Origin of the sequence: Massilia terrae (genome assembly GCF_024753145.1) — a bacterium.
Classification (GTDB): domain Bacteria; phylum Pseudomonadota; class Gammaproteobacteria; order Burkholderiales; family Burkholderiaceae_D; genus Telluria; species Telluria terrae.
The window spans coordinates 199061-212587 of record NZ_JANUGU010000005.1 but is presented as its reverse complement, the minus strand read 5'-3'; the positions used below and the strand labels follow the sequence as shown (position 1 = coordinate 212587).

Genomic DNA, 13527 nt, shown 5'->3' with positions numbered 1-13527 from the left:
ATGGGACAGTTCACGGAACAGGGATTCATTCGCAGCCGCCGCTTCCTCGTCATCGTGTGGCCGGTGCTGGCGCTGCTCGCCTGCGCGGTGCTGTGGAGCGTGACGCTCGCGCGCGCCCACGGCGAGCGGGTGCGCGCCGATGCGCAGGCGCGCAAGGAGGCCAGCGCCTACGCGGCCGCCTACGAACAATACATCACGCGATCGGTCGGCCAGATGGACCAGATCGCGATGCAGCTCAAATACAGCTGGGAGCACGGCGCGCGCGGCGAGCTGCTGGAACAGCTGCGGCGCGACGGCATGTTCACCGACGCCGCGTTCAGCGTGGTCGCGCTGGTCGACCGCAGCGGCGTGGTGCGTTCCTCGACGCGGCCAACGCTGCGCGGACTGGACCTGTCCGCCACCTCCTTCTTCAGGCAGCACCAGAACGCGATCTCCACCGCGCTGCGGGTCGGCATGGTGCCGCCACAGCTAGCGCTGGGCGACGACGAGATCCTGTTCACGCGGCGCCTCGATACCATCGATGACGAATTCGACGGCGTGGTGCTGCTGGCCGTTGACGCGAGCTATTTCACTTCCTTCGTCGGACCCGAAACGCTGGGAGCCGACGGCTTGCTGGCGGTGGCCGCGAGCGAGTCGCCGCTGCGCCTGGAGCAGCATGCCAGCGGCGCGCCGCATCACATGTTGCCGCGCGATGCGGCGTGGACCGCGGATGCCGGCGTCGAGCTGGTGAAGGGTCCCGACGGCTTCGCCGACGGCCGCGCGCGCATCATGGGCTGGCGCCGTTCGCCGGTGTACCCGCTGGTCGCGACGGTGTCGCTGTCGCACGAGACGGCGCTGGCCGGTGCCGAAGGATATTGGCAGGAGAGCCGCAACCGCGCGCTGGCGGCGTCCACCTTGCTGCTGGTGCTGGGCGCGGTGGGCGCGCTGCTGTCGCGCCGCCTGGTGCTGCGCGAACGCGAGCAGGAACAAGTGCGGCGTGCCTACCGCACCGCCACCGAGAGCGGCAACGACGGTTTCTTCATGGCGGCTGCGGTGCGCAACCGCAAAGGAGAGATCGTCGATTTCACCATCGACGACTGCAATGAGCGCGGCGCTTCCTTCTTCGGCATGACGCGCCACGCGCTGGTCGGCAGCAGGGTGGCGCGCATCGACGACGGCCTGTTCGGGAGCGACTTGCTGGCCATCTACCGCAAGGCGATGGAGGCCGGTTTCCATGAGGACGAGCGCCCGCTGCCTGGCGACGGCCGGGCGCAGGCGCGCTGGGGAAGGCGGCGCCTGGTCCGGGTCGGCAACGGCCTCGCGGTCACGCTGCAGGACATCAGCGAGCGCAAGGCCCACGAGCATGCGCTGGAGCGCCTGGCCAACCAGGACGGGCTGACCGGGCTGGCGAGCCGCAGCGCCTTCCTCGAACAGCTGCCGGTGGCGCTGGACGTGGCGCGCGAGCGCCAGCGCGCGCTGGCCCTGTTGTTCATCGACCTCGACGAATTCAAGCACGTGAACGATGCGCATGGCCACGGCGCCGGCGACCAGCTGCTCAAGGCCGCGGCCCAGCGCCTGCAATCGTTGCTGCGGCCGTCCGACCGCGTGGCGCGTTTCGGCGGCGACGAGTTCCTGGTGCTGCTCGATCCCTGCGAAGGCGAGCGCGAAGTGGGCGCGGTGGCGCAGCGCATCGTGGACGCACTGGCCGCGCCGTTCGCCATCGGCGACGACCTGCACGCGGTGGGCGCATCGATCGGCGTCGCGCTGTTCCCGCGTGACGGGGCCGACGCCGAGACCCTGATCAAGCACAGCGACATGGCGATGTACGCCGGGAAGAACGACGGCAAGGGCCGCTACCGCTTCTTCGATCCGACGCTGTCGAACAGCCTGCGGGCGCGCTCGCGCCTCAAGCAGAACCTGATGGAGGCGATCGAGGACGACCAGTTCGTGCTGCACTACCAGCCGCGCGTGGATCCGCGCGATGGCCGTTTGCTGAGCATGGAGGCGCTGCTGCGCTGGCAGCATCCGGCGCTGGGCATGGTGCCGCCGGGCGAATTCATTCCGCTGGCCGAATCGACCGGCATGATCCTGCGCATCGGCGAGCTGGTGATGGACAAGGCCTGCGCCCAGGTGGCTGCATGGCGCTCGGAGGGCGCACCGCTGGTGCCGGTGTCGATCAATGTGTCGGCGCGCCAGTTCCAACGCGGCCTGGTGCCGCAGCAGCTGGCGGCGGCGCTGGCCCGCCACGGCGTGCCGGGCAGCCTGGTCGAAGTCGAGATCACGGAGTCGGCGATGATGAGCGACCAGGACGCGATCCTGGCCGAACTGGCCGAATTGCGCGCGCTCGGCATCAAGCTGCACGTGGACGATTTCGGCACCGGCTATTCCTCGCTGTCTCAACTGCAGCGTCTGCGCATGGACGTGCTCAAGGTCGACCGCGCGTTCACGGCGGAGCTGGGCAAGTCGAATGAGGGAACGGTGTTCTTCCAGGCGATCGTCTCGATGGCGCACGCGCTGGGCATGGGCGTGGTGGCGGAAGGCGTGGAGACGATGGAGCAGCTCGCGATCCTGCGCGGACTGGGGTGCAATGAGGTGCAGGGATTCTTGGTGGCGCGCCCGATGCCGGCGCGCGAGATGGCGCAGATGATGAAGCGGCGGTATCTGATCGATACAGCGGTGCGGGTGGCGTAAGAACCGCCATCCACCACCACGAACGTCGTTCCCGCGGAGGCGGGAACGACGTTCTCAATCAACAAAAACGGCGGCATCTCATCGATGCCGCCGTCCGGTCAGGCGAAGCGCGGGCTTACACGAACGCTGCCAGCGCGCCCTTCATCTTTTTGAGCGCGGCCGATTCGATCTGGCGAATGCGCTCTGCCGACACGCCGAATTCCTCGGCCAGGGTGTGCAGCGTGGCGCCTGAGCCGTCGTCATTGGCCAGCCAGCGCGCCTCGATGATGCGGCGCGAGCGCGGGTCGAGCTTGGACAGCGCGGTCTCCAGCCCTTCGGACTGCAGGCGCGTGACCTGTTCGGCTTCCAGCACCTTGGTCGGCTCGCTGTTCTCCGACGACAGGTAGGCGATCGGCGCGAACTTGTCGTCCTCGTCGTCGTTCGGCGCTTCGAGGGCGATGTCGTGGCCCGACAGGCGGGTTTCCATCTCGATCACTTCCTCGCGCTTGACGTCCAGCATGCGCGCCAGCTCGTCGACCTGTTGCGGCGACATCGTGTCCAGGCCCTGCTTGTTGGAGCGCAGGTTGAAGAACAGCTTGCGCTGGGCCTTGGTGGTGGCCACCTTGACCAGGCGCCAGTTCTTCAGGATGTACTCGTGCATCTCGGCCTTGATCCAGTGCATCGCGTACGAGACCAGGCGGACACCTTGCGTGGGGTCGAAGCGCTTCACCGCCTTCATCAGGCCGATATTGCCTTCCTGGATGAGGTCGGCATGCGGCAGGCCGTAGCCGAGGTAGCCGCGCGCGATCGACACCACCAGGCGCAGGTGCGACAGCACCAGCTTTTGCGCGGCGTCGAGGTCGTTTTGGTCCCGCAGGCGGGTGGCCAGCGAAACTTCTTCCTCATGGGAAAGCATCGGCAAACGGTTGACCGCGGAAATATACGCGTCGATGTTGCCGAGATTGCCGGTGAAACCCAGTCCCAGTGCACGAGTGCCAACTGGAACCAGTGCGGATTGTGCGGACATAGTCAATTCCCTCTTGAGTAATCGGTGCTGCGTCTTCAACTTACCGTTGACAGCGCCCCGAAGGCACGACTGTTACGGTCTGTTACTAGCTTGCATGATGGTCTGGCTTATGCTTGGGCCAGGTCGTCTTGGTCATATATTAGCACTCTCGCTCGGCGAGTGCCAATCGACGGAATTTATCGCTTCGATAGCGTAATTTGTTGCTCTACGGAATTTCTTGCGACGACGAACTTACTGTAGAGCAGGGGATTGCGGCGCGCTTGATTTACATCAACCGTGCGCGTTCTGGATTTGGATGGTGCACAGCTTACTTTTTCCTCCCTCGGCTATCTGTTGGATGCCGCACGTTTCAGAGTGTTCCATAAGCTGTTGATTTGGAAGCGATAACTATACCACGGTCAGCGTAAACATGCTGCCGCAATGCATGTTTTTAAGCCTCGTCTAAGTATTGATGCGATAGCGGAAATATCACCGACCTTGAGTAATCGGAGAACGTCGTTCCCGCGGCGTCGGGAACGACGGCAGTAATCAGGATAAGCGCGACAGGTGGCGCTGTACCGACAGCATGGCGCCCACCAGCCCAAGCCCGGCGCTGATCGCCAGCAGCGCGGCGATATCCAGCGGCGGCAGCGGTGTCAGCTGAAACTCGGAGGCGTACAGCCGCGCAAACTCGGCGATGGCGCCGTTCAGCGGATGCAGCGACAGGGCCACCGCGCCCAGCGCCACCGCGCCCGCGCACAGGCCGAGCAGGGCGCCGGTGTAATAGAAAGGCCGATGGATGAAGCCATCGGTCGCACCCAGCAGCTTGGACACCGCGATCTCCTCGCGCTGGGTCAGCACCTGCAGGCGGATCGTGTTGAACACCACTGCGATCACCACCGTGCCCAGCGTGATCGCGAGCAGGAGCAGCATCAGGCGCAGCACGCCGAGCAGCGCGGCCAGGCGCTTGACCCAGGCCGAGTCGACCTGCACGGTGTCCACTTCGGACAGCGCGCGCAGGTTGTCCGCGATCTGGTCGATGTGCGCGGCGGCCTTGGTGCTGGTCACGTCCTGCAGCTGCAGCACATAGCTGTCGGGGAGGGGATTCTCGCCCAGCGCGCCCAACACGTCGGTCAGGCCGCTCTTGTCCTTCAGCGTTTCCAGCGCCTTCTCGCGCGGGACGAACACGATCTTGGCGCTAGCGCCGGTAATCGAGCGCAGCTTGCCGGCCAGCGCCTGCGATTGCTCGCGCGCCGTCTCGGCTTTCATGAAGACGCTGATCTCGGGATCGACCGACAGCTGTTCGGACATCGGCCGCACGTTGTCGAGCAGGGTGACGCCGGCGAACGGCAGGGTGAGCGCAATCGCCACCACCAGCACGTTGAACAGGAAGCTGCCCGGCGCCGAGCGGATATGGCCTAGCGCGGCCTTGATGCCGAAGCGTTGTTGGCGCAGCCAGGTATTCATTGCGCGCCTCCCGCGATCTGTCCTTGTTCGAGCCGGATCACGCGGCCCGCCGCGCCCAGCACCGTGTCGTCGTGGGTCGAGATCATGCAGGTCACGCCGACTGAATTAAAGGCGCGCAGCGCATCGATCACGCGGTCGGCGGCGGCGCGGTCCAGGTTGGCCGTCGGTTCGTCGGCCAGGATGATTTGCGGGCGGTTGACGATCGCGCGTGCCACGGCCACGCGCTGCTGCTCGCCACCGGACAGCTCCATCGGGTGCGCATGCGCGCGGTCGAGCAGGCCGACCTTGTCGAGCGCCGCGCGGGCACGCTGCCCGGCTTCGGACGACGAGGCGCCCGTCACCAGCAGCGACAGCATCACGTTGGCGAGGATGCTGCGGTCGTTCAGGAGACGCTGCTGCTGGAAGATCAGGCCCAGGTTCCGGCGCAGGAACGGCACGCCGGCGCGTTTCAGCTTGCCGATGTCGTGGCCGTTGACGATCACGCGGCCGGATGTCGGCCGCTCGACCGCCGCGATCATCTTCAGCAGGGTCGATTTGCCGGCGCCGGACGGGCCGGCCAAAAAGACCAGCTCACCCTTGCCGATGTTGAGGGAGACGTCGCGCAGCGCGAAGGCGTCGGTGGAGTATTTTTTGGAGACGGCCGCAAATTCGATCATAGGTCCTTATCCGAGCAGCGCTTCGACGAATTCATCCGCGTTGAAAGGCTGCAGGTCGTCCAGCTTTTCGCCCACGCCAATGAAGTACACCGGCACCGGCCGCATGCGCGCGATCGCCGCCAGCACGCCGCCCTTGGCGGTGCCATCGAGCTTGGTGATCACCAGGCCGGTGAGCTGCAGCGCGTCGTCGAAGGCCTTCACCTGCGCCAGCGCGTTCTGGCCGGTGTTGCCGTCGATGACCAGCACCACCTCGTGCGGCGCGCCATCCATGCCTTTACCGATGACGCGCTTGATCTTGCGCAGTTCTTCCATCAGGTGCAGCTGGGTCGGCAGGCGGCCGGCGGTATCGACCATCACCACGTCCATGCCGCGCGCCTTGCCCGACTGGACCGCGTCGAAGGCCACCGCGGCCGGGTCGCCCGAGGCTTGCGAGACCACGGTCACGTTGTTACGCTGGCCCCAGACCTGCAGCTGCTCGCGCGCGGCGGCGCGGAAGGTGTCGCCCGCGGCCAGCAGCACCGCCTGCTCATAGCGCTGCATGTGTTTGGCCAGCTTGCCGATGGTGGTGGTCTTGCCGGCGCCGTTCACGCCCGAGATCATCATGACCATCGGCTCGTAGCGGCCCAGCTCCAGCGATTTTTCAAGAGGGCGCAGCAGCTCGATCATCAGCTCCTTGAGCGCGGCCTTCACCTGCACGGCTTCGAGCAGCTTCTCTTCCTTGACCTTGCGGCGCAGGTTCGACAGCAGGAATTCGGTCGCGTCCATGCCGGCGTCGGCCATCAGCAGCGCCGATTCGAGTTCCTCGTACAGGTCCTCGTCGATGCGCGCGCCGACGAACAGCAGCGACAGGTTGCTGGAGGTCTTGGCCAGGCCCGCCTTCAGGCGCGCCATCCAGGACTTCTTCTTTTCCGCTTCGGTGGTCGGGCGTTCGGCGGTTTCGGGGAACAGCTCGGCGACCGGCACGGCGGTCGGGACCGGGGGGGGCGCCGGAGTGGGGGCGGCCGTCGGTGCTGGAGTCGGGGCAGGAGTCGGGGCGACAGTCGGCGCGGGCGTCGGCGCTGCGGTAGGGGCAGGCGTCGCGACCGGCGCAGCGGTCGGAGCCGGCGTCGGCGCAGGAGTCGGCGCAGGAGTCGGCGCGAACGTCGGCGCCACGGTCGGAGCCGGGCTCGGTGCGGCAGTCGGTGCGACAGTCGGCGCAGGGCTTGGTGCAAAGGTCGGTGCGGCAGTTGGCGCCGGTGTCGGAGCAGCAGTCGGCGCAGCCGTTGGAGCAGCGGTCGGAGCGATCGTCGGCGCGGCAGTCGGTTCCGGCGTGGGCGCGGGTTCGGCGCCGCCACCAAACAGGCGACGAAGGAAAGAAGATTCGGCCGCAGCCGGCTCGGCGGGCGTTTCCGGGGCCGGTGTCGGCTCGACGGTTGGCTCTTCCGGTTTTTTACGTTTAAAGAAGCTGAACATTGGAATGTGAGAAGGCGGGTACTGCGCGCGCCACCAATCATGCCGGGGCGCCGGAACAGGGTCGCGCGTATTTTACCAGAGCAGGACTTTGATTCCTGTAGGCAGCAGGCCCGTCGTCCAGCAACTCAACCGTATCAAGGCTGGAATTTACGCTAGGAGTGGTATAGATTGGGAACTAACAAGACCAAAAACAGGCGAAAGAGGAACCGATCGTGAAACCTTCCGATTTTCTCAGACGGCTCATCCATGGAGACAACCCCGAGGGCGGCGGTGCGGCAACCTTGCGTAACCTCGTGGTCTGGCTGTTCATCGCCCTGGTGGCCACGTTCCTGACCATCCCAACCGACCCGCCCAGTATCTTCGACAAGCCTCTGCCGATGCCTGCGGAGATTGGGCTGAAGTAAGGTTCTCGCGCACTCGTTATAAAGTTGCGTGGTCCTCTCGAAAGCGGGGCCCGCATTTCTGCATGCGCCGACGAGGTGCCGGCAAAATGGGATCCCCGCTTTCGCGAGGACGACGTGCTCTTTCTATCGCGCGCTTTCTTAATTGGCCTTTTTTGCGGCCTCCGCTCCCTTGCGAATCGTCTCCAGCGTCGCATTCGGGGTAATCAGGTTGCCGTCGTAGCGCAATTCGATCAGCGCCGGCAGCTTCTGCTCACGGGCGAACGTCACGGCCCGCTCCAGCGCGCCCGCAAAATCGGCTGTCTTCTCGACCACTTCGCCATGTCCGCCATAGGCCCGGGCTAGCGCCGCAAAGTCCGGATTGTGCAGCCCGGTGCCCGATACGCGGCCTGGGTACTCGCGCTCCTGGTGCATGCGGATGGTGCCGAACATGTTGTTGTTGAACACAATCATCAGCACGCCGGCGCGATACTGCACCGCGGTCGCCAGTTCCTGACCGGTCATCATGAACTCGCCGTCGCCGGCAAAGGTCACCACGGTCCGCTCCGGATCGATGATCTTGGCCGCCACACCGGCCGGCACCGCGTACCCCATCGCCCCGCTGGTCGGTGCCAGCTGGGTACGCATGCCGCCGTAGCGGAAGAAGCGGTGCGCCCAGGTGGCGTAGTTGCCGGCGCCATTGGTGATGATGGTGTCATGCGGCAGCGTCGACATCAGCTGCTGCACCAGCTGCCACAGGTCGAGCGGCGCGTTGCCATCGCGGAAGATCGGCGGCTGGACTTGCCATTCCGCCAGCTCAGCCTTCGCTGCGGCAACCGTGTGCCGCCATGCGCTCGCGTCCACCGGCGCCATCGCGGCCAGCATTGCCGCCGCCTGCGGCGCGCCGCTATTGATCATCAGCTCGGCCTGGTAGACGCTGCCCAGTTCCTCGGCGTCGGTATGAATATGCACGAGTCGCTGGCGCGGCACCGGCGCCTCCAGCAGCGCGTAGCCGCTGGTCGTCATTTCGCCCAGGCGCGGGCCGAAGGCGATGACGAGGTCGGCTTCGCGCACACGCGCCGCCAGCTTGGGATTGATGCCGATGCCGACGTCGCCCACGTAATGCGGATGCTCATTGTCCAGCAGGTCCTGGAAACGGAAGGCGCAGGCCACCGGCAAGTGGTTGGCCTCGGCGAAGCGCTGCACGTCGGCGCAGGCCTGCGCATTCCAGGTCGCGCCGCCCAGCAGCAGGATCGGCTTCTTCGACTGCGCCAGCATGCCGCGCAAGGTGTCGACCTGCGCGGCGGAAGGCGAGGCCTGGACCGGCTGGTAGCGGCGCGTGTCGGCCACAGCGGCCTTGGCGACCAGCATGTCTTCCGGCAGGGCCAGCACCACCGGACCCGGCCGGCCGCTGGTCGCCACCTGGAAGGCGCGCGCCAGGTATTCGGGAATGCGGTCGGCGCGGTCGATCTGGGCCACCCACTTGGCCATCTGTCCATACATGCGGCGGTAGTCGATTTCCTGGAAAGCCTCGCGGTCCATGAAATCGGTGCCGACCTGGCCGATGAACAGGATCATCGGCGTCGAATCCTGGAACGCCGTGTGTACGCCGATCGACGCATTGGTCGCGCCCGGCCCGCGGGTGACGAAGCAGATGCCCGGCTTGCCCGTCATCTTGCCGTAGGCCTCGGCCATGAAGGCGGCGCCGCCTTCCTGGCGGTTGACGATGAAGCGGATGTCCGAGTCGTGCAGCGCATCCAGCACGTCCAGGTAGCTTTCGCCGGGCACGCCGAAGGCGATCTCGACGCCGTGGACTTGGAGCGCGTCGACCAGGATCTGGCCGCCGGAACGGGATGGGTGCGTCATGGTTCTGTCATCCTTGATGATTTGGCATCTGGCGATTCTATGCGAGCCGATCCATAGCGGCTTTTGAAATGGCGACACCAAATTACATAAAACGGGGCGGGGGCCCGGCCGCCCATCGGTTACAATGCCCGGGTGAAGCAGGCCAGGCAGCCGCTGGCTGGCGCCGCAAGGTGCTGGCGGGAGGAAGGTCCGGACTCCACAGAGCAGGGTGACGGTTAACGGCCGTCCGCTGAAATCCCTTCGGGGTATAAGGCGAGGAATAGGGCCACAGAGACGAGCGTATTAAGTTACGGTGAAACGCGGTAACCTCCACCTGGAGCAATTCCAAATAGGCACGCGTTGATGTTGCTCGCGGAGCGTGCGGGTAGGAAGCTTGAGCGCCGGAGTAATTCGGCGCCTAGAGGAATGGCTGTCATAGCGGGCAACCGCCGTAACAGAATCCGGCCTATCGGCCTGCTTTACATTGAATTCACGCCGGCGCGCCGGCGGCCCGGGAGGCATTGATGCGGCAATTCATCCTTGCCCTCGACCAGGGCACCACCAGTTCGCGCGCCATCCTGTTCGACCGCGACGGCCGCGTGGCCGGCTGTGCGCAACAGGAGTTTCCCCAGCATTTCCCGCAGCCCGGATGGGTCGAGCACGACGCGCTCGACATCTGGAACAGCCAGCTCGCCTGCGCGCGCGAGGTGCTGCGCACGGCCGGCATCGTTCCGCAGCAACTGGCCGCGATCGGCATCGCCAACCAGCGCGAGACCACCATCGTCTGGGACCGCGCCAGCGGCGCGCCCATCGCGCCCGCCATCGTCTGGCAGGACCGCCGCACCGCTGAGGCCTGCGAGCAAGTGCGCGCGCAGGGCAGGGCCGGCCTGATCCAGCAAAAGACCGGGCTCGAACTGGACGCCTATTTTTCCGCGACCAAGCTGCAGTGGCTGCTGGACCATGTACCCGGCGCACGGGCGCGTGCGGAAAGAGGCGAGCTGGCGTTCGGCACCGTCGACAGCTGGCTCGGGTTCAAGTTATGCGGCAGGCACGTCACCGACGTCAGCAACGCCTCCCGGACCATGCTGTTCAACATCCACACGATGCGCTGGGACGAGGAATTGCTCGACCTGTTTGGCGTTCCCGCCGCCTTGCTGCCCGAAGTCGTGTCCAGCTCCGGCCAGGTCGGCCTGACGCAAGCGGAATGGCTCGGCCACCCGGTCCCGATTGCCGGCATCGCCGGCGACCAGCAGGCCGCCACCTTCGGCCAGGCCTGCCACCGCAAGGGCATGGTCAAGAACACCTACGGCACCGGCTGCTTCATGCTGATGCACGCGGGCGAGCTGCCGCCGCAGTCGCGCAACCGCTTGCTGGCGACGGTCGGCTGGCGCATCGGCGGCCGCACCGACTATTTATTAGAGGGCAGCGTGTTCATGGGCGGCGCCACGGTGCAATGGCTGCGCGACGGGCTGGGCATTATCAGGCAATCGTCCGATGTCGAAGCGCTGGCCACCAGCGTGCCGGACAGCGGCGGCGTCATGCTGGTGCCGGCCTTCGCCGGACTCGGCGCGCCGTATTGGGATCCCTATGCGCGCGGCGCCATCGTCGGTATGACGCGCGGCACCACCGCGGCCCACATCGCGCGCGCCGCCGTGGAGGCGATTGCCTTCCAGAGCGCCGTGCTGCTGGAGGCCATGCAGAAAGATGCCGATTGCCCGGTCGCCGAAGTGCGCGCCGACGGCGGCGCGGCCCGCAACGACTTGCTGATGCAATTCCAGGCCGACCTGCTGGGTGTCCCGGTCGTGCGTCCGCAAGTCACCGAAACGACGGCGCTGGGCGCGGCTTACCTCGCCGGCCTGGCGGTCGGCTTCTGGCAGTCGCGCGAGGAAATCGCCGCGCAGTGGCACGTCGACCGGCGGTTCGAACCGTCGATGCCGCCCGAACGCAGCGCCGCGCTGATGGCCGGCTGGCGGCGTGCGGTCGAGACCGTCAAATCCTGGGCGGCCTGACCCCCTGGTCGCTGGAGCCCGCAAACTCTCCCGGCGTCACCGTGCCGGCCACGGTCGCACCCGCCGGCGCCGGTGGATACAGCCAGCCAAATAGCACCGTCGCCGCCGCCGCGCCCAATAGCTCCGCAATAATGAAGCCGGTCGCGTCTGCGGGCCGGATGCCTGCGACCGTGCTGGTGGCCATGCGCGCCAGCGTCACTGCCGGGTTTGCAAACGAACTGGAGGCCGTGAACCAGTATCCTGCCGTGATGTACGAGGCCACGGCGAACGGCGTTAGCGAAGGCCGGCTGCGCGAGCAGCCCATGATCACGCCGATCAGGCCGAAGGTCGCGACGAACTCGCTCCACCACATCGCCGGTCCGGCGCGCATGTGCGTCGAGGTTTCGAACGGCGCCAGGCCGAACATCAGGTGGGCCGCCGCCACGCCGGCAAAGGCGCCCAGCAGCTGCGCGGCGAGATAGGGCAGCACTTCGCGCCTTGGCACATTGCCTTGCCAGGCCTCCGACAGCGTGACGATGGAGTTGAAATGGGCGCCCGAAATGGTGCCGAACATCAGGATCAGCGCCAGCAGCCCGGCGCCGGTGGCGATCGTGTTCGCCAGCAGCGACAGCGCCTGGTTACCGCCGGCGAGCCGGTCGGCCATCGTCGCGGAGCCGACCACCACCGCCAGCAGCATCGCCGTGCCGACTCCCTCCGCCACCAGGCGGCGTGCGAGCGTCATACCGCGGTCTCCCCGATTCGGCGCACGGCTGCACGCGCCGCGGCGTCATCCATCGATTCCAGAGGCAGATCGACGAACATCCGCATGCGCGCCTGGATTTGCTGGAACACCTGTTCAAACGCGGCGCGCTTTTGAGCGTCGCTGCCTGCGACGGCGGCCGGGTCTTCGAAGCCCCAGTGCGCGGTGGCGGGGTGGCCCGGCCACACCGGGCACGCCTCGCCGGCCGCGTTGTCGCATACCGTGATGATGAAATCCATGCGCGAGGCGCCGGGGAGAGCGAACTCGTCCCAGCTCTTGCTGCGCAAATTGGCCGACGGGTAGCCAATCGCGTCCGTTTTTTCGATGGCGAACGGATTGACTTTGCCAGCCGGCTTGCTGCCCGCGCTAAAGCCCCTGAAGCGGCCGTGGCTCAGGGTGGTTGCCAGCGCCTCCGCCATCACGCTGCGCGCGGAGTTGCCGGTGCACAGGAACAGTACGTTATATGTCTTGTCGGTCATGGTCGATCAGCAGCTTTGCTCTTCGTGCCGCAGCTGGACGCGGCGGGTTTGATTGCAGGCGCGCAGCAGCGCGCTGCGTCTTCCGGACGCGCGCCGGAACCGGCGCCGTCGCCATACACCGGGATGCTGTCGAGGGTGTGGAAAGTCTCCCATGCGATGCCGGTCGGATCCTGCACCCAGTATTTATCGGACTTCGCGTAGCAGCATGCCGCTTCCGCCTGCTCGACCACATCCGTGCGCAGGCTCGACAGCCGCGCCTGCATCCCGGCCAGTTCCTCGGCCGAATCGACTTGCATGCCGAGGTGGTTGATCCCAACCGCGCGATCGCGCACTGAGATTGCGAAGTTGATGCGTGGATCGTCCAGCATCCATTTCGCGTAATCCTGTTTGACGACGCTGGGCTCTGCGGCAAACATGCCGGAGTAAAACTTGATGCTGTCCGCCAGGTTGTCGACGGCGACGTGTACGTGAAAGCGTTTCATGAACATTCTCCTTGAGAGCAGGTGGAAAGGCCGGCGGTCGAGCAGGGCGCTCCGCCGCAGCAGTTTTCGGTGAGGAAGGAAAGCAGGCCATTCATCGTGGCGAAGTTGGCCGAGTAGATGAGCGAGCGCCCTGCCTTGTTCTGGTTGACGAGCTGGGCATGCGTCAGTTCCTTGAGGTGGAACGACAAGGAAGAGGGCGGGATGCCGAGCGCTTCCGCGATGCGGGTGGCGGCCATGCCTTCCGGCCCGGCCTGCACCAGCAAGCGGAACGCCGCCAGGCGCGATTCCTGTGCGAGGGCGGCAAGGGCTGAAACGACAGCGGGATTATCCATTCTTCGATAGTTCTGGAAGTATCGTTAGTTC

Annotated in this window: 12 protein-coding genes and 1 other RNA gene; 4 read left to right on the top strand and 9 right to left on the bottom strand. The window is 66.1% G+C overall.

Going from position 1 to position 13527, the window contains the following annotated elements:
• Entirely contained in the window at positions 1-2670 is a 2670-nt protein-coding gene (locus tag NX778_RS15995; protein ID WP_258812760.1) for a bifunctional diguanylate cyclase/phosphodiesterase, read from the top strand.
• 115 nt (positions 2671-2785) lie between these two features.
• On the opposite strand, the gene rpoH is transcribed toward NX778_RS15995, so the two are convergent.
• The 4 genes from rpoH to ftsY form a co-directional block, all read right to left on the bottom strand.
• Entirely contained in the window at positions 2786-3676 is an 891-nt protein-coding gene (gene rpoH / locus NX778_RS15990) for an RNA polymerase sigma factor RpoH (RefSeq protein ID WP_258812759.1), read from the bottom strand.
• A gap of 528 nt (positions 3677-4204) precedes the next feature.
• Positions 4205-5122, bottom strand: a complete 918-nt coding sequence (gene ftsX / locus NX778_RS15985; protein ID WP_258812758.1) for a permease-like cell division protein FtsX — start codon at positions 5120-5122, stop codon at positions 4205-4207.
• The gene (locus NX778_RS15980) at positions 5119-5778 is read right to left on the bottom strand and encodes a cell division ATP-binding protein FtsE (RefSeq protein WP_258812757.1); all 660 of its coding nucleotides are present in this window, start codon (positions 5776-5778) and stop codon (positions 5119-5121) included. The genes ftsX and NX778_RS15980 overlap by 4 nt, the downstream gene beginning before the upstream one ends.
• Positions 5779-5784: 6 nt before the next feature.
• The gene (gene ftsY, locus NX778_RS15975) at positions 5785-7062 is read right to left on the bottom strand and encodes a signal recognition particle-docking protein FtsY (protein ID WP_370661342.1); all 1278 of its coding nucleotides are present in this window, start codon (positions 7060-7062) and stop codon (positions 5785-5787) included.
• Between the two features lie 380 nt (positions 7063-7442).
• Between ftsY and NX778_RS15970 the strand changes: the two genes are divergently transcribed.
• Positions 7443-7634, top strand: coding sequence for a hypothetical protein (locus NX778_RS15970; protein WP_258812755.1), 192 nt, complete (start codon positions 7443-7445; stop codon positions 7632-7634).
• Between the two features lie 138 nt (positions 7635-7772).
• Here the strand turns inward: NX778_RS15970 and NX778_RS15965 are convergent, their stop codons facing one another.
• The gene (locus NX778_RS15965) at positions 7773-9476 is read right to left on the bottom strand and encodes a thiamine pyrophosphate-binding protein (protein WP_258812754.1); all 1704 of its coding nucleotides are present in this window, start codon (positions 9474-9476) and stop codon (positions 7773-7775) included.
• 134 nt (positions 9477-9610) lie between these two features.
• Here NX778_RS15965 and rnpB point away from each other — a divergent pair.
• Both rnpB and glpK read left to right on the top strand, forming a co-directional pair.
• Positions 9611-9940, top strand: an RNA gene (rnpB, locus tag NX778_RS15960) — RNase P RNA component class A.
• Between the two features lie 39 nt (positions 9941-9979).
• Positions 9980-11464 carry a glycerol kinase GlpK gene (gene glpK / locus NX778_RS15955; protein ID WP_258812753.1) on the top strand — a complete coding sequence of 495 codons (1485 nt, stop codon included), beginning with the start codon at positions 9980-9982 and terminating at the stop codon, positions 11462-11464.
• On the opposite strand, the gene NX778_RS15950 is transcribed toward glpK, so the two are convergent.
• From NX778_RS15950 to NX778_RS15935, 4 genes are read right to left on the bottom strand one after another with little or no spacing between them, the layout of a single operon-like run.
• Positions 11445-12185, bottom strand: a complete 741-nt coding sequence (locus NX778_RS15950) for an MIP/aquaporin family protein (protein ID WP_258812752.1) — start codon at positions 12183-12185, stop codon at positions 11445-11447. The genes glpK and NX778_RS15950 overlap by 20 nt on opposite strands.
• Positions 12182-12682, bottom strand: a complete 501-nt coding sequence (locus NX778_RS15945) for an arsenate reductase ArsC (RefSeq protein WP_258812751.1) — start codon at positions 12680-12682, stop codon at positions 12182-12184. Before NX778_RS15945 ends, NX778_RS15950 begins: the two co-directional genes overlap by 4 nt.
• Positions 12679-13164, bottom strand: coding sequence for an ArsI/CadI family heavy metal resistance metalloenzyme (locus tag NX778_RS15940; RefSeq protein WP_258812750.1), 486 nt, complete (start codon positions 13162-13164; stop codon positions 12679-12681). The genes NX778_RS15945 and NX778_RS15940 overlap by 4 nt, the downstream gene beginning before the upstream one ends.
• Entirely contained in the window at positions 13161-13496 is a 336-nt protein-coding gene (locus NX778_RS15935; RefSeq protein ID WP_258812749.1) for an ArsR/SmtB family transcription factor, read from the bottom strand. Before NX778_RS15935 ends, NX778_RS15940 begins: the two co-directional genes overlap by 4 nt.
• Positions 13497-13527: the final 31 nt, after the last annotated feature.

What these genes read in the sequence shown, in the direction of transcription:
- NX778_RS15945 (WP_258812751.1), bottom strand. Translation starts at nt 12,682, where the DNA reads ATGACCGACAAGACATATAACGTACTGTTCCTGTGCACCGGCAACTCC.
- NX778_RS15965 (WP_258812754.1), bottom strand. Translation starts at nt 9,476, where the DNA reads ATGACGCACCCATCCCGTTCCGGCGGCCAGATCCTGGTCGACGCGCTC.
- NX778_RS15980 (WP_258812757.1), bottom strand. Translation starts at nt 5,778, where the DNA reads ATGATCGAATTTGCGGCCGTCTCCAAAAAATACTCCACCGACGCCTTC.
- ftsX (WP_258812758.1), bottom strand. Translation starts at nt 5,122, where the DNA reads ATGAATACCTGGCTGCGCCAACAACGCTTCGGCATCAAGGCCGCGCTA.
- glpK (WP_258812753.1), top strand. Translation starts at nt 9,980, where the DNA reads ATGCGGCAATTCATCCTTGCCCTCGACCAGGGCACCACCAGTTCGCGC.
- NX778_RS15995 (WP_258812760.1), top strand. Translation starts at nt 1, where the DNA reads ATGGGACAGTTCACGGAACAGGGATTCATTCGCAGCCGCCGCTTCCTC.
- NX778_RS15935 (WP_258812749.1), bottom strand. Translation starts at nt 13,496, where the DNA reads ATGGATAATCCCGCTGTCGTTTCAGCCCTTGCCGCCCTCGCACAGGAA.
- rpoH (WP_258812759.1), bottom strand. Translation starts at nt 3,676, where the DNA reads ATGTCCGCACAATCCGCACTGGTTCCAGTTGGCACTCGTGCACTGGGA.
- NX778_RS15950 (WP_258812752.1), bottom strand. Translation starts at nt 12,185, where the DNA reads ATGACGCTCGCACGCCGCCTGGTGGCGGAGGGAGTCGGCACGGCGATG.
- NX778_RS15940 (WP_258812750.1), bottom strand. Translation starts at nt 13,164, where the DNA reads ATGAAACGCTTTCACGTACACGTCGCCGTCGACAACCTGGCGGACAGC.